Annotated in this window: 15 protein-coding genes and 1 pseudogene; 4 read left to right on the top strand and 12 right to left on the bottom strand. The window is 72.9% G+C overall.

Annotation, left to right across the window (positions count from 1 at the left end; genetic code table 11):
- Window position 1: 1 nt before the first annotated feature.
- Window positions 2-859 carry a DUF4097 family beta strand repeat-containing protein gene (locus tag KME66_RS09110; RefSeq protein ID WP_216320862.1) on the bottom strand — a complete coding sequence of 286 codons (858 nt, stop codon included), beginning with the start codon at window positions 857-859 and terminating at the stop codon, window positions 2-4.
- A gap of 163 nt (window positions 860-1,022) precedes the next feature.
- Between KME66_RS09110 and KME66_RS09105 the strand changes: the two genes are divergently transcribed.
- A complete protein-coding gene (locus tag KME66_RS09105; RefSeq protein WP_216320860.1) occupies window positions 1,023-1,850 on the top strand; it encodes a hypothetical protein in 828 nt (275 codons plus the stop codon).
- A 15-nt stretch (window positions 1,851-1,865) separates the two neighbouring features.
- On the opposite strand, the gene KME66_RS09100 is transcribed toward KME66_RS09105, so the two are convergent.
- The 5 genes and pseudogenes from KME66_RS09100 to KME66_RS09080 all read right to left on the bottom strand — a co-directional run bounded on the left by KME66_RS09100 (window position 1,866) and on the right by KME66_RS09080 (window position 8,953).
- The gene (locus KME66_RS09100) at window positions 1,866-2,051 is read right to left on the bottom strand and encodes a DUF6104 family protein (RefSeq protein WP_003966321.1); all 186 of its coding nucleotides are present in this window, start codon (window positions 2,049-2,051) and stop codon (window positions 1,866-1,868) included.
- Window positions 2,052-2,140: 89 nt separating this feature from the next.
- A pseudogene (locus KME66_RS09095) lies at window positions 2,141-5,952 on the bottom strand (multifunctional oxoglutarate decarboxylase/oxoglutarate dehydrogenase thiamine pyrophosphate-binding subunit/dihydrolipoyllysine-residue succinyltransferase subunit).
- A gap of 281 nt (window positions 5,953-6,233) precedes the next feature.
- On the bottom strand, window positions 6,234-7,310 hold the full coding sequence (locus KME66_RS09090) for a HAMP domain-containing sensor histidine kinase (RefSeq protein ID WP_073214611.1): 1,077 nt from the start codon (window positions 7,308-7,310) through the stop codon (window positions 6,234-6,236).
- Window positions 7,307-8,044 carry a response regulator transcription factor gene (locus tag KME66_RS09085; protein ID WP_030079431.1) on the bottom strand — a complete coding sequence of 246 codons (738 nt, stop codon included), beginning with the start codon at window positions 8,042-8,044 and terminating at the stop codon, window positions 7,307-7,309. Before KME66_RS09085 ends, KME66_RS09090 begins: the two co-directional genes overlap by 4 nt.
- Before the next feature lie 234 nt (window positions 8,045-8,278).
- Window positions 8,279-8,953, bottom strand: coding sequence for a spermidine synthase (locus KME66_RS09080; RefSeq protein ID WP_253208572.1), 675 nt, complete (start codon window positions 8,951-8,953; stop codon window positions 8,279-8,281).
- A 325-nt stretch (window positions 8,954-9,278) separates the two neighbouring features.
- Here KME66_RS09080 and KME66_RS09075 point away from each other — a divergent pair, with 325 nt between their 5' ends.
- Window positions 9,279-11,219, top strand: a complete 1,941-nt coding sequence (locus tag KME66_RS09075) for a LamG-like jellyroll fold domain-containing protein (protein ID WP_216320855.1) — start codon at window positions 9,279-9,281, stop codon at window positions 11,217-11,219.
- A gap of 75 nt (window positions 11,220-11,294) precedes the next feature.
- Here the strand turns inward: KME66_RS09075 and KME66_RS09070 are convergent, their stop codons facing one another.
- The 5 genes from KME66_RS09070 to KME66_RS09050 are packed head-to-tail and all read right to left on the bottom strand — an operon-like array spanning window position 11,295 to window position 15,742.
- A complete protein-coding gene (locus KME66_RS09070) occupies window positions 11,295-11,921 on the bottom strand; it encodes a hypothetical protein (RefSeq protein ID WP_253208269.1) in 627 nt (208 codons plus the stop codon).
- A complete protein-coding gene (locus KME66_RS09065; RefSeq protein ID WP_253208268.1) occupies window positions 11,918-13,252 on the bottom strand; it encodes a hypothetical protein in 1,335 nt (444 codons plus the stop codon). The genes KME66_RS09070 and KME66_RS09065 overlap by 4 nt, the downstream gene beginning before the upstream one ends.
- Window positions 13,249-14,016: an ABC transporter ATP-binding protein gene (locus KME66_RS09060; RefSeq protein ID WP_216320852.1), complete on the bottom strand. Its 768-nt coding sequence runs from the start codon at window positions 14,014-14,016 to the stop codon at window positions 13,249-13,251. The genes KME66_RS09065 and KME66_RS09060 overlap by 4 nt, the downstream gene beginning before the upstream one ends.
- A complete protein-coding gene (locus KME66_RS09055) occupies window positions 14,013-15,134 on the bottom strand; it encodes a zf-HC2 domain-containing protein (RefSeq protein WP_367303623.1) in 1,122 nt (373 codons plus the stop codon). Before KME66_RS09055 ends, KME66_RS09060 begins: the two co-directional genes overlap by 4 nt.
- Complete coding sequence (locus KME66_RS09050) at window positions 15,131-15,742, bottom strand: RNA polymerase sigma factor (RefSeq protein WP_216320849.1); 612 nt, start codon at window positions 15,740-15,742, stop codon at window positions 15,131-15,133. The genes KME66_RS09055 and KME66_RS09050 overlap by 4 nt, the downstream gene beginning before the upstream one ends.
- Before the next feature lie 235 nt (window positions 15,743-15,977).
- On the opposite strand from KME66_RS09050, the gene lon reads away from it, so the two are divergent.
- Window positions 15,978-18,398 (top strand): endopeptidase La, encoded by a 2,421-nt coding sequence (gene lon / locus KME66_RS09045; protein ID WP_216320846.1) that lies wholly within the window; start codon window positions 15,978-15,980, stop codon window positions 18,396-18,398.
- A 163-nt stretch (window positions 18,399-18,561) separates the two neighbouring features.
- Here lon and KME66_RS09040 read toward each other — a convergent pair whose 3' ends face one another.
- Window positions 18,562-19,326, bottom strand: a complete 765-nt coding sequence (locus tag KME66_RS09040; RefSeq protein WP_073214607.1) for a polysaccharide deacetylase family protein — start codon at window positions 19,324-19,326, stop codon at window positions 18,562-18,564.
- Window positions 19,327-19,680: 354 nt separating this feature from the next.
- On the opposite strand from KME66_RS09040, the gene KME66_RS09035 reads away from it, so the two are divergent.
- The gene (locus tag KME66_RS09035; RefSeq protein WP_073214604.1) at window positions 19,681-20,166 is read left to right on the top strand and encodes a MarR family winged helix-turn-helix transcriptional regulator; all 486 of its coding nucleotides are present in this window, start codon (window positions 19,681-19,683) and stop codon (window positions 20,164-20,166) included.
- Window positions 20,167-20,230: the final 64 nt, after the last annotated feature.

Below are 20,230 nucleotides of genomic sequence, written 5' to 3'. Positions count from 1 at the left end.
GTCAGAGAACCTTTCCGGTCGGCTCGGCGGCGTACGCGTCGTCCTCGGCGGGCGGCCTGCGCAGGAGGGCGATCGCACCGGACACGGTCGTCGCCCGCAGGGTCCCCGTCCCGGCGCCCAGCGTGCCGGTGATCTTCTTCGTGCCCCACCGCCCGCCGACCCGCAGGTCCTCGAAGGCGTTGGAGACGGCTCCGCTCGCGGTGTTCGCCTCGACCCGGGCGTCCGCCTGGTGCGGCAGCCGGATCGCGATCTCGCCGGACACCGTGGTCAGCTGGATGTCCGCGGGCTTCCCGGACGGGTCGACGTCGAGCACCATGTCCCCGCTGACCGTCTCGGCCCGGACCGAGGCCCCCGCCCCGTCGATCACGGTCAGGTCACCGGCCACGGACTGGAAGCGCAGGCGTCCCGTGAGGCTCTGGGCCTCCAGGCTGCCCGACACCGACTCCCCGCGCACGGCGCCCGTCAGCCCGACGAGTGTGGAGTCCCCCGTGATGCCGCGGACCTCGGTGCGGCCTCTGATGCCGGAGAGGACGGCCTCCGCGCCGATCACGCCGACCTCGACCGAGGCCGCGGCGGGCACGACGAGCGAGACGACGGCGCTGCGGCGGCGGCCCTGGGGATCGAGCCAGCGCAGCAGGTCCTGCCAGGGCAGATCCTCGTACGCCACGGTGAGCCGGCCGTCCTCCTGGGTCACGATCAGCGGTGGCCCGTCGATCGCGGAGACCTCCAGCCGGGCACCGGGCTCGTCGGTCCCGACCACGTTGACCGTGCCGTCGACGACGCGCACCTGGAGCGCCGTCACCGGATCGTCGAAGGAGAGCTTCCGCGGCTCATCGATGGTCCATGTCGACACAGGCATGGATGTGACCTCCCGGGAAGCGTACCAACGCAACATATCGCGTCTCGTGCAGAACACGATATATCGCGGATGGGGGAAGTCAAGGGGCGTCGTGTCGCGGCGGCGGTCGGCGCCCGGTTCGTAACACGGTCAAACCTGCGCATTTTGCCCTAGCGTATGAGCCATGAACGCGACATCCACCGGGGCTCTCCTGCTGTGCCGGGCCGACCCCGAGACCGTACGGCCGCTCGCCCACCTGCTGCGCGAGCAGATGCTGCTGGTCCGCGCGGGTGAGGAGTGGAGTGTGCTCGTCCCGGAGGGGAAGCCCTGGCGGGCCGGGGAGGCGGAGCGCGAGACCGAGCCGGTCGACCGCGTACTCGGCGGCTGGGCCACGGCGCTCGCCGTCGGCGCCACCTGGCCGGTGCTCGCCCTGTGGTGGGACGCCGACCGGGCCGGATACACCCTCGCCGCGGGATTCCGCCGGCCCGTGGCCTACGTCTGGCTGACCGACGGCACTCCGGTGGGCGAGGACGAGGCCATGCGGACCTTCGCCGCCCGGCTCGGTCTCGACCCGGTGCTGGACGTACAGGCGCTGGAGGAGCTGACGCGCCCCGACCCCGAGACGGACGCGGAGGCCCGGCTGCGGGGACTGCTCGCGGTCCTCACCGGCACCGGACTGACCCTGCCCGCCGGACTCTCCCCGGGCGAGAGCGCCGACCGGTTGCGCAGCGTCGCGGCGGCGCAGCGCCGGGTGGACCGGGTCGAGTGGGCCGGCTGGCGCGACGCCGTACGGGTCGAACTGGACGCGGTCGAGAGCAGCCGGGTCGGCCCCTGGGTCCGGGGCCCCCGCGCCCGCGCCGTCGCCGCCGTCCAGCTCGCGGCCGGTCTGCCGCTCCTGCTCTGGGGCGCGCGACGCCGCAGCGGGGGCTGGGCGGCGGCGGGCGCGGTGCTGCTGGCGCAGGGTGCGCTGGGACTCGCGTACGAGCGGGCCAGGGCCAGCGCCGAGAACTAGGGCCTGGCCCGGACCTTACGCGTCCTCGTCGTCCTCGTCGTCCAGCCGGGCCAGCCAGGTCGCGAGGCGCTCGACGGGCACCTCGAAGTCGGGGTTGAGGTCGACGAACGTCCTCAGCTGCTCGGCGAGCCACTCGAAGGTGACCTCCTCCTCGCCGCGCCGCTTCTCCAGTTCCTCGATGCCACGGTCCGTGAAGTACATGGGAGAAGGATATCCAGCGGAGAAACGCCGGGGACCCGGCCCCGCGCCAGGCGCGGAACCGGGTCCCCGGCGTTTCGGCGTTCAGGTCCTCAGGCCTCGAAGACCTCGTTGACCAGCTGTGTCTGCTCCGCCTGGTGGCGCTTGGCCGAGCCGACCGCCGGGGACGAGCCGTGCGGCCGCGAGATGCGGCGCAGGCGCTCGCCGTGCGGCACGTCCGAGCCGACCGCGAGGTCCAGGTGGTCGATCAGGTTGAGCGCGATGAACGGCCACGCACCCTGGTTCGCCGGCTCCTCCTGCGCCCACAGGTACTTCTCGGCGTTCGGGTACTTCGCGATCTCGGCCTGGATCTCCGCACCCGGCAGCGGGTACAGCCGCTCCAGCCGGATGAGCGCGGTCTCCGTGTCGCCGCGCTTCTCCCGCTCGGCGTCGAGGTCGTAGAAGAGCTTGCCCGAGACGAAGACGACCTTGCGGACGTCCTCCGCCTTGACGGTGTCGTCGCCGATCACCGGGCGGAAGCCGCCGGAGGTGAATTCCTCGATCGACGAGGCCGCCGCCTTCAGACGCAGCATCGACTTCGGGGTGAAGACGATGAGCGGCTTGTGGTGCGGGTTGTGCACCTGCCAGCGCAGCAGGTGGAAGTAGTTCGACGGCAGGGTCGGCATCGCGACCGTCATGTTGTCCTGCGCGCACATCTGGAGGAAGCGCTCGGGGCGGGCGGAGCTGTGGTCCGGGCCCTGGCCCTCGTAGCCGTGCGGCAGGAGCAGCGTGACGCCGGAGGTCTGGCCCCACTTCTGCTCGGCCGAGGAGATGAACTCGTCCACGACGGTCTGCGCGCCGTTGACGAAGTCACCGAACTGGGCCTCCCAGATGACCAGCGACTCCGGACGGGCCAGCGAGTAGCCGTACTCGAAGCCCATCGCCGCGTACTCGCTGAGCAGCGAGTCGTAGACGTTGTACCGGGCCTGGTCGTCCGCCAGGTAGAGCAGCGGGGTGTAGTCCTCGCCGGTGACCTGGTCGACCAGGACCGCGTGGCGCTGGCCGAAGGTGCCGCGACGGCTGTCCTGGCCGGCGAGCCGGACCGGTGTGCCCTCCATCAGCAGCGAACCGATGGCCAGGGTCTCGCCCATGCCCCAGTCGATCGTGGCGTTCTCCACCGAGGCGGCGCGGCGCTGCATCTGCGGCAGCAGACGCGGGTGCACGGTGATCGACTCGGGGATGTTGACCTGGGACTCGGCGATTCGCTTGACGACCTCGGCGGAGACGGCCGTCTCGACGGCCACCGGGAACGCGGCCTGCGCCTCCGGGACGTGCGGGGAGGACGGCTGCGAGGTGGCCTCGCGGACCTCCGCGAACACCTTCTCCAGCTGGCCCTGGAAGTCCTGGAGCGCCTGCTCCGCCTCTTCCAGCGTGATGTCGCCGCGACCGATGAGGGACTCGGTGTAGAGCTTGCGCACCGAGCGCTTCTTGTCGATCAGGGTGTACATCTGCGGGTTGGTGAACTCCGGGTTGTCGCCCTCGTTGTGACCGCGGCGGCGGTAGCAGATGAGGTCGATCACGACGTCCTTGTTGAACGCCTGCCGGAACTCGAAGGCGAGCCGCGCGACGCGGACCACGGCCTCCGGGTCGTCGCCGTTGACGTGGATGATCGGCGCCTCGATCATGCGCGCCACGTCGGTGGCGTACATCGAGGAGCGCGAGGACTCCGGGGCGGCGGTGAAGCCGACCTGGTTGTTGATCACCACGTGCACGGTGCCGCCGGTGCGGTAGCCGCGCAGCTGCGACATGTTGAGCGTCTCGGCGACCACGCCCTGGCCCGCGAAGGCCGCGTCGCCGTGGAGCGCGACCGGCAGGACGGTGAAGTCCGTGCCGCCCTTGTTGATGATGTCCTGCTTGGCGCGGGCGATGCCCTCCAGGACCGGGTCGACCGCCTCCAGGTGCGAGGGGTTGGCGGCCAGCGAGACCTTGATCTGCTCGCCGTCCAGGCCGGTGAAGGTGCCCTCGGCGCCCAGGTGGTACTTGACGTCGCCGGAGCCGTGCATCGAGCGCGGGTCGAGGTTGCCCTCGAACTCGCGGAAGATCTGGGCGTACGACTTGCCGACGATGTTCGCCAGCACGTTCAGGCGGCCGCGGTGGGCCATGCCGATGACGACCTCGTCGAGGCGGGACTCGGCGGCGGAGTCGAGAACGGCGTCGAGCAGCGGGATGACGGACTCGCCGCCCTCCAGCGAGAACCGCTTCTGGCCGACGTACTTCGTCTGCAGGAACGTCTCGAACGCCTCGGCGGCGTTCAGCCGGCGCAGGATGCGCAGCTGCTCCTCGCGCTCGGGCTTCGGGCGCGGGCGCTCCACCCGGTCCTGGAGCCACTTGCGCTGCTTCGGGTCCTGGATGTGCATGAACTCGATGCCGGTGGTGCGGCAGTACGACTCACGGAGCACGCCGAGGATGTCGCGGAGCTTCATCATCGTCTTGCCGGCGAACCCGCCGACCGCGAACTCGCGCTCCAGGTCCCACAGGGTGAGGCCGTGCTCGGTGATGTCCAGGTCGGGGTGCTTGCGCTGGTGGTACTCCAGCGGGTCGGTGTCGGCCATGACGTGGCCGCGGACCCGGTAGGAGTGGATCAGCTCGAAGACCCGCGCGGCCTTGGTGACGTCGTCGTCGTGCGAGGCGTCGATGTCCTTGAGCCAGCGGACCGGCTCGTAGGGGATGCGCAGCGCCTTGAAGATCTCGTCGTAGAACTCGTTCTCGCCGAGCAGCAGCTGGGACAGGACGCGCAGGAACTCGCCGGAGGCGGCGCCCTGGATGACCCGGTGGTCGTAGGTCGACGTGAGCGTCATGACCTTCGAGATGCCGAGCTTGTTGAGGGTGTCCTGCGAGGTGCCCTGGAACTCCGCCGGGTAGTCCATCGCGCCGACGCCCATGATGAGGCCCTGACCGGGCATCAGGCGGGGCACCGAGTGGACGGTGCCGATGCCGCCGGGGTTGGTCAGCGAGGCGGTGACTCCGGTGAAGTCGTCCATGCCGAGCTTGCCGATGCGGGCGCGCCGGACGATGTCCTCGTACGCCTGCCAGAACTCGAAGAAGTTGAGCGTCTCGGCCTTCTTGATGGCCGCCACGACCAGCTGCCGGTCGCCGTTGGGCTTCACCAGGTCGATGGCGAGACCCAGGTTGACGTGCTCCGGCTTGACCAGGGTCGGCTTGCCGTCCTTCTCCGCGTAGGAGTGGTTCATCGACGGCATGGCCTTGAGGGCCTGCACCATCGCGTACCCGATGAGGTGCGTGAAGGAGATCTTCCCGCCGCGGGCGCGCTTGAGGTGGTTGTTGATGACGATGCGGTTGTCGAAGAGCAGCTTCACCGGGACCGCGCGCACGGACGTGGCCGTCGGCAGCTCCAGCGAGGCGTTCATGTTCTTCGCGACGGCGGCCGAGGGGCCGCGCAGCGTCACGTACTCCGGACCGGCCGGGGCCTCGGTGGCCTCGTCCGCCTTCGGCTTCGCCTTGGCGGGCGCGGCGGCGGGCTTGGCGGCCGCGGGCTTCGCCGGGGCGGGCGCGCTCTTCGCGGGAGCCGGGTCGGCCTTGGCCGGGGCCGGCTGCGCGGGGCGGCCGGGGCGGCGGCGGGCGCGGCCTTCGCCGGAGCCGGAGCGGCTGCCGGGGCGGGCGCGGCCTCGGTCACCGGGGCCCCCGAGGACCCGGGAGCGGGCTTGTCCGCCGTGCCGGCGGCACCCGGCTTGTAGTCGGCGAAGAAGTCCCACCAGGCGCGATCGACCGAACTGGGGTCCTGGAGGTACTGCTGGTAGATCTCGTCGACGAGCCATTCATTGGCGCCGAAAGCCGCGGCCGGGTTGGTGCCCGGGCTGGCTTGGTCGGTCGAGACGCTTGAGTTACTGGGGGACTGAGACGACACGGCGGCAACCGCCCTCTTCCGCTTCACAAGGTGATGGACAGCGGAAATCAAGGCTACGCCCCCCGAACCGTTCCTTGCAGGCCGGGCCGGTGCTTCGTCGTGCACATCACATCGAAGGCCGGGTTTCGGCGGAGGAAATGGCGGGAAACAAGCGAGGTTCCGCTGTGCTTCGGTACGCAGGACCGTGGATACGGTCCTGCGACCGTATCGCCTAGCGGCCCCCTGCTGGCATGACACGGATGAACGTGCCCTTCCGGATCGACCCTATGCCAACGAGATCGTCAACCGCGCTGCTCGGGGATCCCCGGGAGGGTGACCTGGATGCGGCAGCCCCGTTCGGATTCGGCCACACCGATCCGGCCGCCGTGCAGATCGACCGCCCACCGGGCGATGGCGAGACCGAGCCCCGTGCCGCCGTCGCTTCCCGGACCGTGCGGAGAGGGCGCCTGGCCCCGGTTGAAGCGCTCGAACACCCGGTGGCGCTCCGCCTCCGGGATGCCGGGCCCCTCGTCGACGACTTCCAGCTCCAGCGACTCGGGGTGGCCCCCGCGCCGCGCCAGCACCGTCACCCGGCCGTGCGGCGGGCTGTGCTTGACCGCGTTGTCGATGAGGTTGGCGACCACCTGGTGCAGCCGCTCGGCGTCCGCGTGTGCGGTGAGCTCCGGCGGCGAGACGTCCAGGTGCAGATGGACGTCCGTACGGGTGTGGTTGCCCGAACCCGACGACAGGCGTCGGTGGGAGGCGGCGAGATTCGCCTCCTTCAGTACGCCCGACAGATACGGCCAGACCTCGAAACGGCGTGCCTTGAGGGCGACGACCCCGTTGTCCAGCCGCGACAGGTCCAGCAGCGTCTCGACCAGCCGGCCGAGCCGCTCCGTCTGCTTCAGCGCGGTGCGCATCGTCTCCGGATCGGCGGAGGACACCCCGTCCACCACGTTCTCCAGTACGGCTCTGAGCGCGGCGATGGGTGTGCGCAGCTCATGGCTGACGTTGGCGACCAGCTCCTTGCGGTGCCGGTCCTCCGCCTCCAGATCGTCCGCCATGCGGTTGATCGTCTGCGCCAGGTCGCCCAGCTCGTCCCGCCGCCCGGCCCCGCTCACCCGGCGTGTGTAGTCGCCGTGGGAGATCGACCGGGCCACCGCCCTCATCTCGTCCAGCGGCGCGGTCAGGCCGTGGGCCACGAACTGGGTGATCAGCAGCGTGGCGATCACCGAGAAGACGGTGATGAACTGGAACTCGGTCCGGGTCCGCAGGGCGACGATCAGCAGTCCGGTCGTGATGAACACCGAGACCACGACGAGCGTGCCCAGCTTGGCCTTGATGGAGAAGGGCCGCACTCCGGGCCCTGGCCAGGTCATGGCGCCGGAGTCTCCAGGGCGTAACCCACGCCGTGCACCGTACGGATCCGCTCCGCGCCGATCTTCCGGCGCAGCGCCTTGATGTGGCTGTCGACCGTGCGGGTGCCCGAGGCGTCCGCCCAGTCCCACACCTCGGCCAGCAGCTGCTCCCGGGAGAGCACCGCGCGCGGGGTGTTGGCGAGGCAGACCAGCAGGTCGAACTCGGTCGGCGTGAGATGGACGTCCTCGGCGCGCACCCGGACCCGGCGCTGCGCGTGGTCGATCTCCAGTTCGCCCAGGCGCAGTATCCCGCTGCGCGGGGTCACGGCGGCCAGCGCCGCCCGCTCCACCCGGCGCAGCAGCACGTGCACCCGGGCGGCCAGCTCCCGCATGGAGAACGGCTTCGTCATGTAGTCGTCGGCGCCGACCCCGAGCCCGACCAGCATGTCGGTCTCGTCGTCGCGCGCGGTGAGCATCAGCACCGGCACGGGGCGCTGCGCCTGCACCCGGCGGCAGACCTCCAGGCCGTCGAAGCCCGGAAGCATGATGTCGAGCACCATCAGGTCGGGCTGCCAGGCCTCGGCCGCGTCCACGGCCGCGGGGCCGTCCAGCGCGGTCTGCACCAGGAAGCCCTCCGCCCGCAGCCGCGCGGAGATGGCGTCGACGATCGTGGCGTCGTCCTCGACCACCAGCACCCGGCGCTGAGCCCCCGGGGTGGCCGCGACGCCGTTGTGGGTGGTGTGTGTCTGTTCCATCGCCCCGCCCCTGCCCGTTCTCGCGGGGGGCATTCCCCCGGAGGCACGGTCTTCGCTCGTGGTTTTCGTGGGTGATCCCGTGTACCGGTCAGCAGCGTAAAGGCAGCGGAGGCCTCCCGGCTACGCAGGGTGTTACCCCGGGGGCGTGAGTTCGGGCCGGGCGGGCGGCCGGATCGTCTGCCTTGTGGCGGTTGGCCCGTGCCGTCGCCGGGGCGCGCGTACCGGGAAGGGGGTTCAGCCGGCCCGGAGTGCGAGATGGACCACGTCGGGCACACCTCGGGCAACGGCCACTTCTTCCGTCCGAACCCCGCTGAACCCGGCATTCCGCAAGGCCTGCTCGAAGGCGGGCGACGGCTGCGCCGACCAGACGGCGAGCACCCCGCCCGGGGTCAGCCGGTCGTGGCAGTGCGCCAGACCGGCGGGGGAGTAGAGGCTGTCGTTGCTCTCCGTGACCGTCCAGTCGGGTCCGTTGTCGATGTCCAGGCAGAGCGCGTCGTAACGCTCCGTGGTGGTACGGAGGTGGGCGACGAGGTCCGTGTGCAGGATCCCGGTCCTGGGGTCGGCCAGCGCCGCCGCGGAGATCCGGTCCAGCGGCCCCTCCCGGTGCCAGTCCACGATCGCCTGCTCCCGCTCCACGACCACGATCCGCCCCCAGCGCTCCTCCTCGGCGGCCCGCACCAGGGAGAACCCGACGCCGAGCCCGCCGATGAGCACGGAGGGGGCGGTCCGGCCGGCGGGCAGCGCGGTCAGCGCGACGTCGATCAGCAGCCGCTCGGAGCGCCCGTCGGAGGTGTCCATCAGGAAGCAGCCGTTGGCGATGATCTCGAAGTGCTCCCCGCGCTGCCGCAGGACCACCTCGCCGAAGGGTCCTTCGCGACGGTCCAGGGTGACGTGGGCGGGCGGGATCATGGCGCAGGTGAAGGTGTCGGTGGTGTCGGTAGGGGGCTCCATGGGCCCGATTCTAGGAGCGCGACAACTGCCGCCCCAGCTGCTTTGATCTTCACCACGTCATCTCATACGAGTCCGTCTCCTGTGAGAAGCCCTACGAGAAGTCCCACGAGAGGGATGCGCCTTGAGACCGTACGCACACCGACCGTACGCGCGACGACATACAAGAACGCTCGTCGTCCTCCTGGCAGCCGTCCTGCTCGGGACCGCCGTGTTCCCGGGCCGAGCCCTCGCCGTGACCGGGCCGCCGGCCACCGACGCCCACACCCGCCCCTCCGTCCGGGCCATGACCTGGAACATCTGCGGTGAGGCGGGCGGCGGGACCCCGGGTACCGGGGCGTACTGCCCGGACCGCAACGATCCCAGGGCGAAGGCGGCGGCCGTGGCGGAGGTCGTGCGGGCGCGCGACCTGAACGCGGTCATGCTCCAGGAGGTCTGCTCGGGCCCGTTCGTCCCCGGCCTGAACAGCGGCTCCGGCGCCCTCAGTCAGCTGGACGAGATCGCCGCCGAGCTGGGCCCGGAGTGGTCCTTCCGCTGGGCCGAGGTGTGGCGCCCCGCCACCACGGCGTTCCCGCAGGGCTCGTCCTACTGCCGCGGCGGCCTGACCGGCACCCTCAGCGTGGCCGTCGGCGTCAAGGGCCGGATCGACTGGCAGCGCATCCGTACGATGCCGGTCCCGGTGGACGCCGGGCAGAGCCGCACGCAGGCGCTCTGCGTGGGCGCCGCCGGCTGGGAGTCGCACCTGTGCACGGCCCATGTGGCCAACTTCGACGCGGCAGCCCGGCAGGGCCGGATGACCCAGGCCGAGGCGGACGGCCTCTACGCCGACCAGATCGGCGTCATCAGGGAGACGGCGGCGGGGCTGCCCTCGGTGGTGGTCGGCGGTGACTTCAACACGCGTCTGCGGACCAAGCTCCAGCCTCTCTACGACACCCTGTACGAGTGCGACGAGCGCTCCTACTTCCCCGGTGACGCGGCCGCCGAGCCGACGCATTTCTCCCCGGCCACCGCGAGCACGGACCCGGTGACCGGGGCGATCACCGACAGCCGGTACGGCACGGCCCGGCTCGACTACCTCTTCTCCACGGAGGCCTTCAGCGGCTGCGACTCCTGGACGGAGAAGGCCGACCAGGCCGACTACACCCCCGCCGCCCAGCCCGCCTGCGACAACGTCACCACGCCCCGCGTCTGCGTCCCGACCGGCACCTCGGACCACGCCCCGGTGTACGGCTCCACCCAGGGCGGCCCGGCCCTCGACTGGCGCATGGACGGCACCGCGTCCGGCGGCTCCCGGGGCCTGACCGGCACTCCGTCGGGCGGCTTCTCCTGGAGCACCGAACCGGGCGGGGCGCTCGAACTCGACGGCGTGTCCGGCGCGGTCACCACCCCCGGACCCGTCCTGGACACCCGCCGCAGCTTCACCGTCTCGGCCTGGGCGAAGGCCGACCCGGGAACCGGTACCGCCGCGGTCCTGGCCCAGGACGGCGAGGTCATCAGCGGCGCCATGCTCTGGTACAACGCCCCGGACCGCACCTGGCGCTTCGGGATGCCCCGCGCCGACGGCCCCGAGTGGAACGTCGACCAGGCCATCTCCCGTACGCAGGCGGCCACCGGGGTATGGACCCGTCTCACGGGGGTCCACGACGCCGAGGCCGAGACCCTCACGCTGTACGTCGACGGCGCCCCGGCGGGCACCGCCCCGCACACCACCACCTGGGCGGCGAAAGGCCCGTTCGTCGTCGGCCGGGACCTCGTCAAGGGCCGGCAGAACGCCTTCTGGGACGGCCGGGTCCGAAGCGTGGAGACGTACGACCACCCGATGACGGCCGCCCAGGCCCTCACCCACGCCCGCACCCTGACCGCCCCTACCGCCAGGGCCGCACAGCCCTCCGCGACCGGCCCCGCCGGCTGCCAGGCGCTGGGCGGCTACGGGACCGTCTCCAGCCGTACGCCCACCCTCACCGTGCACGTCGCGCACCCCGACCCGTCGAAGCAGGTCTGGGCGGAGTTCGGCCTCTGGGACAACACCGACCCCACCCGTCCCCAGCCCGTTGCCCTGGGCACGCCCGGCTCGGCGAGCGGCAAGGCCGTGGGCCGGGGAACCGTCACGCTGACCGTCCCGCCGCTCGTCGACGGGCACGCGTACGGGTGGCGGGCCAGGACCACGGACGGCACGACGGCCTCCGCGATCAGCACCAACTGCCACTTCCGGGTGGCGGCGGGGTAGAGGACGGGGAGCCGGCGGTCCGGGTCGTTCCGGGTGGGGCCGGCTCCCTGGGCGGGAGGGGCCTGCCCCGGCCCCTCAGCGCTCCGGGCGGGGCCCGCGCAGGACCAGGAGCGCCGCCCCCACCACGTACGCGGTTCCCGCCACCGCCCAGGCCGCCGCCTGCGGTCCCGGCTGCATCGGCCAGGCCCAGTACGCGGCGGCCCCGCCGGGTGTCCGGGGCGCCGCCAGGTAGACCGCGCCGCTGTAGACCGTCATCGGCAGCCAGCTCGCCCGCGCCCCCAGGACCGCGGCCGCCGCGGCCGTCACGCCGGTCGCGCCCAGCACGTTGCGGACCATCGCCGGGGCGCCGAACTGCTCCGGGTGGCCCGGGACGGCAAGGGCGAGGGCCGTGCCGGCGAGTGCGGTGAGGGCCACGAGATGGGCCAGGCGCCGGGGCCACCAGGGGCGTACGGCGGTGCGGTCCAGCTCCTCGGTGGGGGAGAAGAACCCGGTGCCGATCGCGGCGGCGGCGAGCAGCGGGGCGATCACCTGCACCGGGACGCGGGCGGTGTGGTCGAACTGCGGCCGGCCCTGCAGCCAGTCGGCGGCCCACGCGGCGAGCAGGGCGGTGCCCGCCAGGGCGGCCAGGGTCGCCGGGAGGGCGCGGGAGCGGAGATAGAGGACGGGCAGCCCGTCCGGCACCGTCCGTACGGTGGTCGTCACAGCGTCGGCACCGCCTCCGGGTCGCAGCTGGTACGGGTGGCCAGGTAGCGGCCGAGCCAGGCGCGGCGCTCGGCCCCGCCCATGGCCGTGAGCCGGGTCAGGTAGCGGCCGCCCAGGTCGGGGTCGAGCCACGCGCCGTCCAGCGGGGCCAGCCACTGCGCCACGGCACTGTCGGTCTCCCCCATGCGTACGGTCGCGGGGTCCTCCGCCAGGAGCACGGCCGGCGGACAGCCGCGGTCGGTGAGGCGCAGAGCCGTCTGGCGGGCGTAGTCGGCGGGGTCGGTGAGCCTGTCGCGTACCACCGTCCAGCCCCGGGTGTGGTGGGGGAGCGGGGAGGCTCCGGCCGGGGCCTCCCCGCCCTCCGGGGCGTAGACGTACCGCCGCGGAGCCCCCGCCACCCCGTCCAGGCGGGAGCGCAGTCCGGCCAGGGCGTCGGACGCCTGCGAGAGCAGCGGGCCGTCCAGCCCGCTCACACAGACCTGTGGCACCGCCTCCGTACAGATCAGCCGTTCCGCCACCGGGTCCTGCCGGAACAGGCCGTCGCCGCTGTTCACGATCAGGGGAGCGACGAGGGCGGCGGCCGCCAGCGGTAGGAGGGCGAGCAGCCGGCGCCGGGCCGCGTACGCAATGACCACGGCGAGCACCGGAGCGCCCGCCCAGACCACCATCACGGGCACGAACCACGCCACCGGCACCCGGCCGGCCAGGTAGTACTGCTCGGCCGGGTTCAGGAAGCGGAGGCCGGAGGAGCTGTATGTCGGGACGCCCAGGGCGAGATAGGTGACGGCCGCGAGCACCGGCGCGGCCAGCCGCCACCGCCACAGGCGCCCCACCACGAACCCGGTGAACGCGGCACACACGAGGAACCACGCGTCCACGGCGATCATCCCCACCGAGGGCCCGCCGGCCCCGGTGTACGGCCAGGTCGCCGCCAGCACCCCCACCACGGCCAGCAGATGGCCGACGACGGCCCACACCGCCACCGGGAGGGCGGCCATCACCAGCCGGGCCGGGCGGCCGCGAGGCACCGAGAGCCACAGGGCGGCGGTCCCGCGCCGGTGCTCCCTGCCCCCCTGCCAGCAACCGGCGGCCGCTACCAGCGGCCCGGCGAGCAGCGTGGCGCACGAGTGCAGCAGGTCCTGGGTGTCGCCCCAACCGCCCTGCCACTGCTGGGCCTTGCTGATCATCGGAACGGCGATGGTGAGGGCCGTGGCCGGGGCGGTCCAGGGGGCGATCCCCCGCCGCAGCTCGGCCCCGAAGGCGGCCCTGGCGGGGTGCCGGACGGGGGCAGGGGTGGCGGCCGGTGGCGCCTGGTCCGGGGTGCCCGTCATACCCCCGCCCCCGTACGGTGTGCGCGCAGGGCGGCGGTGTAGCCGCGCTCGATCGGGTTGCCGCCGAGCCCGTCCGCCGCGTCGCCCAGCTCGATCAGGTCGGCTGTCGTGCCCCGGTAGGCGATCCGGCCCGCCTCGATCAGGGTCACGTCCGCGCAGGCGGCGGCCACGTCCTCGACCAGATGAGTGGAGACGATCACGGTGGAGGTGCGGCCCAGCTCCCGCAGCAGGGCCCGGAACTCGACGCGCTGCTCCGGGTCGAGACCGGCGGTCGGCTCGTCCAGCAGCAGGAGTCCGGGCTCGTTGACGATCGCCTGGGCGATACCGACACGCCGCACCATGCCGCCGGAGAGGGTCTTCACCTTGGCGTCGATCCTGTCGCCGAGCCCGACCCGGTCGACCGCGCGTTCCACGGCGGCGGCGACCCCCCTCCCGTCCATCTCCTTGAGCCAGGCCACGTAGCCGACGAACTCGCGGACCGTGAAGCCCGGGTAGTGGCCGAACTCCTGCGGCAGATAGCCGAGAAGACGGCGTACGGCGGCCCGCTCACGGTGGTCGGCCCCCGGGCCGACGTCCCGGCCGAGCAGCTCCACGCGCCCCGAGTCCGGGGCCGAGACCGTGGCCAGCACCCGGATGAGCGAGGTCTTGCCCGCCCCGTTGGGCCCGAGCAGCCCGTGCACGCCGCGGGGGAGGTCGAGGTCCACGCCGTCCAGGGCGGTCTTCCTGCGGTGCCGGACGGTCAGCCCGGCGACCTTGGCGGTCACGGTGTCTCCAGGTGGTCGAAGGATCGGCGGCGGGCGGCGAGCAGCAGCCCGCACACCAGGGCCCCGGCGGCCCAGCCGCTCTGGACGGCGGGCCCGGAGAAGTACGGGGCGGCCCCCGCCATCAGCGCCGCCCCGGCGGGCCCGTCGGCGGCGGCGGGGGCGACGACGAACAGGGCCCAGGCCCCTCCGGCGGCAGCCGCCCCCCGGCGGCTGCCGACGAAGCTGCCCAGCACGAGCGCGGCGAGCGTCAGCGCCAGTCCCGGCAGCAGCCAGGCGGCCGCCCCCGGGCCGCCCGCCGCCGGAGGCAGCACCGCCCCGGCGAGGGTCAGAGAGGGAACGCTCACCCCGAGGACGGCTGCGGCCCGGACCAGCAGCAGCCGCAGCCCGCCGGACGGGGTCGCGGTGACCACCTCGTACAGCGGATCGGCGTGCCGCCCGTACGACAGGGCCACCCCGGCGAGCGGCAGCACCGGCGCCGTCACCAGCAACAACAGCCGTACGGAGGCCCCGAGCCCGGCCCCGTACGACAGCGCGACGGCCCCGAGGGCGACGACGGCGAGCGCCACCGCCCAGGCCCCCCGCAGGGCGGGCCCGGCCGCCCAGAGAATCCGGGCGACCGGGGACAGCCGCGGCGACACCCCCGTGGTCCCCGCTGCTGTGCTGTGGGTTGCTCCGGCGGCGACGCCCACGGCAGCTTCCGATCCGGCTCCGGAACTCGGGGAGGCGGCCGTACCTGGACTCGCGGTGGTGTTCAGGTGGGCGGTCGGGCTCACGGCGGCGCCTGCGGCGGCAGCCGCGTCGGCGTACGCGGGCCCCTCCGGCCCCCCGGCGTACGCGGGGGAGCCCCCCGCCCCCCGCCCCTCCGCCGCCGCCCGCTCCGGCAGCCCTTCCGCCGCCACCCGTTCCAGCACCGCCGCCCGGACACCCGCCAGCAGCGGGCCCGTCTCCGGGGCCGTCCGGACCGCCGAAGAGACCAGGGCCGCGCAGGTGCCGCACACCTCGACGTGCTTCTCCAGGGACCAGGCGTCGCTCTCGGCCGCCGTACCGGCCGCGAAGCGCGCCGCCAGCCCGGCGTCCACGTGCCAGCCGGAGCCCCGGCCCGCTCGCTCCCGGCTCATGCCGTACCTCCCAGGACTTCGCCCTCCGGCGCCAGCCGCTCCAGTGCGGCCCGCAGCTCACGCCGGGCCCGCATCGCGCGGGTCTTGACCGTGCCCTCGGGGACACCGAGCAGCACGGCGGCCTCCCTCGTCGACAGCCCGTCCACCACCGTGGCGCGCAGGACCTCGCGCAGCTCCGGCGAGATCCCGGCCAGCGCGGTGCCCATGTCCCCGTACTCCAGGCCTGCCAGCACCCGGTCCTCGGCGGAGGGCGCGAGGGCCTCCGGGGCCGGGCGGACGGGGCTCGGAGGCCGGTCCGCGCGGGCGTCCGCCCGCAGGGCGTCCACGAGCCGGCGCGAGGCGATCACCCACAGCCACCCGCCGACCTGCGCGCCCCGGTGCGAGGCGGCGGAGCGCCACACGGTCACGAAGGTGTCCTGGAGCACTTCGCGTACGGTCTCCGCGTCCGCGCACCGCCGCGCGAGCCGGGCGTGCAGCCACCCGGCGTGCCGGTCGTAGAGCGCGCCGAGCGCGTCCGTGTCGCCGCGTGCCACGGCACGTACGAGCGCCGCGTCATCCTTCTCCGTACCGTCATCCCGGTCCTCCCCCGCAGGGCGCAACAGCCTCACACCCTCCCTATCGCCCGGCGGACCGTATCCGGTTCACGCGGCTTTACCGGGCTTCACGGGCCAGGGAGAAGCGGGCCGGGAGGAGCCAGGGGAATAGCCGCTCCCCGGTGCGCGCTCCCGAGGACAAGGGCCCGGCGATCGGCCGATCGCTCAGAGCGAACATCGCGTGGGGAACATTCGGCGACTCACAAGCATTGAGTGCACATAGCTCAACTTGCCTGCCGAAGGGGAGATCATGACTAACGAGTCCCAGGCGTTCACACCGATCGACCTGCCCGTGCTGCCGCTCGACGACGAGGTCGTCCTGCCCGGCATGGTGGTGCCGCTGGACCTGTCCGACACCGAGGTGCGCGCCGCCGTCGAGACCGCGCAGGCTGCCGCCCGCCCCGGCGGCGCCAAGCCCCAGGTGCTGCTGGTTCCGCGCATCGACGGCACGTACACGGGGACGGGTGTCCTCGGCACCGTCGAGCAGGTCGGACGCCTGTCGGACGGCGACCCGGGCGCCCTCATCCGGGCCCGTGACCGGGTCCGGATCGGAGCCGGGACCAGCGGTCCCGGCCGGGCGCTCTGGGTCGAGGGGACCGTGCTGGAGACCCCCGCCCCCGACCCGCTGCCCGGGTCCGCCGCCGAGCTGGTCAAGGAGTACAAGGCACTCGCCACCACCTGGCTGAAGAAGCGGGGCGCCTGGCAGGTCGTGGACCGGGTACAGCAGATCGACGACGTCTCCGCGCTCGCCGACAACTCCGGATACTCGCCGTTCCTCTCCACCGCCCAGAAGGTCCAGCTCCTGGAGACCGTGGACCCCGTCGCCCGGCTGAAGCTCGCCATCCAGTGGCTGAGCGAGCACCTCGCCGAACAGGACGTGGCCGAGTCCATCGCCAAGGACGTCCAGGACGGCGTGGACAAGCAGCAGCGGGAGTTCCTGCTGCGCCGCCAGCTCGATGCCGTACGCAAGGAGCTCGCCGAGCTCAACGGCGACCCGGAGGACGAGTCCGACGACTACCGGGCCCGTGTCGAGGCCGCCGACCTGCCCGAGCACGTCCGCGCGGCCGCGCTCAAGGAGGTCGAGAAGCTGGAGCGGTCCAGCGACCAGTCGCCCGAGGGTTCCTGGATCCGCACCTGGCTGGACACCGTCCTCGAACTGCCCTGGACCGAGCGGACCGAGGACGCCTACGACATCCGCGGCGCCCAGGAGGTCCTGGACGCCGAGCACGCCGGTCTGGCCGATGTGAAGGAACGCATCACCGAGTACCTCGCGGTGCGCAAGCGCCGTGCCGACCGGGGCCTGGGCGTGGTGGGCGGCCGCCGCGGCGGTGCCGTCCTCGCCCTCGTCGGGCCGCCCGGCGTCGGCAAGACCTCGCTCGGCGAGTCCGTCGCGCACGCCATGGGCCGTAAGTTCGTCCGCGTCGCGCTCGGCGGTGTCCGGGACGAGGCGGAGATCCGGGGCCACCGGCGTACCTACGTCGGCGCGCTCCCCGGCCGGATCGTGCGGGCGATCAAGGAGGCCGGTTCGATGAACCCGGTCGTCCTGCTCGACGAGATCGACAAGGTCGGCTCCGACTTCCGGGGCGACCCGGCAGCGGCCCTCCTCGAAGTGCTCGACCCGGCCCAGAACCACACCTTCCGCGACCACTACCTGGAGGTCGAGCTCGACCTCAGCGACGTCGTCTTCCTGGCCACCGCCAACGTCCTGGAAGCCATCCCGGAGGCCCTGCTCGACCGTATGGAGCTGGTCCGCCTCGACGGCTACACCGAGGACGAGAAGGTCGTCATCGCCCGGGACCACCTGCTCCCGCGCCAGCTGGAGCGGGCCGGTCTGGAGAAGGACGAGGTCGCCCTGGAGGAGTCGGCGCTGCGCAAGCTGGCCGGCGAGTACACCCGTGAGGCGGGCGTACGGAATCTGGAGCGGGCGGTCGCCCGGCTGCTCCGCAAGGTCGCCGCGCAGCACGAGCTGGGCGACCGGGAGCTGCCGTTCACGGTGGGGGACGCGGATCTGCGCGGTCTGATCGGGCGCCCGCACCATGTGCCCGAGTCCGCGCAGGACCCGGCCGAGCGCCGCACCGCGGTGCCGGGCGTGGCCACCGGGCTCGCGGTGACCGGGGCGGGCGGTGACGTCCTCTTCGTCGAGGCGTCGCTCGCCGACCCGGAGACCGGGGCGTCCGGACTGACCCTGACCGGTCAGCTCGGGGACGTGATGAAGGAGTCGGCGCAGATCGCGCTGAGCTTCCTGCGGTCGCACGGCGCGGAGCTGGAGCTGCCGGTCGCGGACCTCAAGGACCGGGGCGTGCACGTCCACTTCCCGGCGGGCGCGGTCCCCAAGGACGGGCCGAGCGCCGGCATCACCCTGACGACCGCACTGGCCTCGCTGCTCTCCGGACGCCTCGTCCGTACGGATGTGGCGATGACCGGCGAGGTGTCGCTGACCGGGCGGGTGCTGCCGATCGGCGGCGTCAAGCAGAAGCTGCTGGCCGCGCACCGGGCGGGCATCACGACCGTGGTGATCCCGCAGCGCAACGAGGCCGACCTGGACGACGTTCCGGCGGAAGTGCTGGAGAAGCTGGAGGTCCACCCGGTCACCGACGTCCGCCAGGTGCTGGAGATCGCGCTCGCCCCGGCCACGGCCAGGACCGGGGAGAGGATTCCGGCCGCGGCCTGACCGCCGTACGCCCCCGGCCGGACGGATCGAACGGCCCGCTTCCCGCTGCGGCGGGGGCGGGCCGTTCCGCATGTCCGGGGTGTGGCTCCGCGGCGTCGCCCGGGGCGCGGCTCGGGACGTGCCGCCGGCGAGCGGCTCGGGGGCGTGGCCGCCGGTGAACGGCTCAGGGGCGGTAGATCGTGCCCGGCTGCGGCTCGGCGGGGGCCATCAGCTCGGGGACGGTCACGAAGGTGTAGCCGTCCTTCTGGAGCGCGTCGATGATGCCGGGCACGGCGGGGACGGTCCCCGGGTAGATGTCGTGCAGCAGGATGACGCCGTCCTTGCCCGCCTGGTCCAGGATCCGCTTCGTTATCAGCGCGGAGTCGTTCGTCGAGTAGTCCTTGGCGGTGGCGCTCCACAGCACCTGGGAGAGCCCGAGCTCCTTGCTGATGCCGGAGACCGTGTCGTCGGTGCGGCCCTGCGGCGGCCGCATGAGCCGGGGCTTCTTGCCGGTGATCTTCTCGATGGCCACCTGGGTCTTCTCCAGCTCGGCCCGTATCTCGTCCGGCTTCTGGTCGGTCAGCACCTGGTGCGTCCAGGTGTGGTTGGCGACCTCGTGGCCCTCGTCCTCGATGCGCTGCACCACGTCGGGGTGCTTGACGACATGGTGCTTGCCCAGCAGGAAGAAGGTGGCGTGCACCTTCTTCTCCTTCAGGATGTCCAGCAGCCTCGGCGTGTCCTCACCCGGGCCCGCGTCGAAGGTCAGGGCGATGCACTTGGCCTTGCGGCAGTCGACCGGCCCGAAAGCCCCCTTGGCGTCGGACGCCGCCTCCGCACGCGCCGAACCGGGCGCGGTCGTCTCCATCGAGCAGCCGCTCAGGGCCAGTGTGAGCGTCGTCACCAGCGCCGCGGTCAACCCCATCGTGGGCAGCGGCATCTTTCCTGGCACGGCGCATCACTCCTCTGTACGGGAAATACCGCACAGGTGTGCGGTACGGCGATAACTATACATGCCGTGTATACATCGGGTTCATAGTGGGGGTGGCGGGCGGCGGCGGGACCCGGATCGGGGCCGGGGCCGCTGTGCCGGGTCCCCTCCTGCGAAATACTGGCCGAGCTGCGGCGATCACCGGTCGCGGAGCAGCTTTCATCGGCAGGGAACCGTACGAGGGGTACTGACGTGCGCGGAGACGACAGCGTGCCGGAGCCGGACGCGTCCGGCCCACCAGGCGTGAGGGGCGTGCCCGGTGCGGGTGGCGCACCAGGCATGAGTGGCGCGCCCGACGTCGGCGGCTCACGAGGCATGAGTGGCGTGCCCGGTGCGGGCGGAGGGCCCGGCGCTTCCGGCGCTTCCGGCGTGGATCACGCGTTCCTGGCGCTGGAGCGTGAGCTGGCCGTGTTCCTGCGCCGGGCGCGGGCCAGTTCGGGCGAGATGGCCCGGGAGGTCCACCCCGAACTGGAGGCCGCCGCCTACGGCCTGCTCGTCCGTCTGGAGGCGGCGGGCCGGCAGCGGGCCACCGAACTGGCCGCCTACTTCGGCGTCGGCAAGGCCACCATGAGCCGCCAGCTCCACTCCCTGGAGAACCTCGGCCTGGTGGCCCGCGAACCCGATCCGGCCGACGGACGCGCCTGGCTCGTCCACCTCACCGACGACGGCCTGGCCCGCTTCCGCAGCGTCAGGGACGCCCGCCGCGGGCGCTACGTGCGCAAGCTGGCCGACTGGGACCGGGGTGAAGTCGCCGAGCTGGCCCGGCTCCTGCACCAGCTGAACACCCGCGCGGAAAGCTGACCCGCCGCGCGCCGGGGGCTGGGTGCGGCCGCCTCGCCTCCTGTGCTGGCTGCGTGCGCCGACC

This window comes from Streptomyces sp. YPW6 (assembly GCF_018866325.1).
GTDB lineage: Bacteria > Actinomycetota > Actinomycetes > Streptomycetales > Streptomycetaceae > Streptomyces.
The sequence above is the reverse complement of the archived record's forward strand: the minus strand, read 5'-3'. Positions and strand labels throughout refer to the sequence as shown.

Coding starts and splice junctions, on each gene's coding strand:
- KME66_RS09080 (WP_253208572.1), bottom strand. CDS start 8,953: ATGATCCCGCCCGCCCACGTCACCCTGGACCGTCGCGAAGGACCCTTC.
- KME66_RS09090 (WP_073214611.1), bottom strand. CDS start 7,310: ATGACCTGGCCAGGGCCCGGAGTGCGGCCCTTCTCCATCAAGGCCAAG.
- KME66_RS09110 (WP_216320862.1), bottom strand. CDS start 859: ATGCCTGTGTCGACATGGACCATCGATGAGCCGCGGAAGCTCTCCTTC.
- KME66_RS09105 (WP_216320860.1), top strand. CDS start 1,023: ATGAACGCGACATCCACCGGGGCTCTCCTGCTGTGCCGGGCCGACCCC.
- KME66_RS09085 (WP_030079431.1), bottom strand. CDS start 8,044: ATGGAACAGACACACACCACCCACAACGGCGTCGCGGCCACCCCGGGG.
- lon (WP_216320846.1), top strand. CDS start 15,978: ATGACTAACGAGTCCCAGGCGTTCACACCGATCGACCTGCCCGTGCTG.
- KME66_RS09055 (WP_367303623.1), bottom strand. CDS start 15,134: ATGAGCCGGGAGCGAGCGGGCCGGGGCTCCGGCTGGCACGTGGACGCC.
- KME66_RS09065 (WP_253208268.1), bottom strand. CDS start 13,252: ATGACGGGCACCCCGGACCAGGCGCCACCGGCCGCCACCCCTGCCCCC.
- KME66_RS09100 (WP_003966321.1), bottom strand. CDS start 2,051: ATGTACTTCACGGACCGTGGCATCGAGGAACTGGAGAAGCGGCGCGGC.
- KME66_RS09075 (WP_216320855.1), top strand. CDS start 9,279: ATGACCTGGAACATCTGCGGTGAGGCGGGCGGCGGGACCCCGGGTACC.
- KME66_RS09035 (WP_073214604.1), top strand. CDS start 19,681: ATGAGTGGCGTGCCCGGTGCGGGCGGAGGGCCCGGCGCTTCCGGCGCT.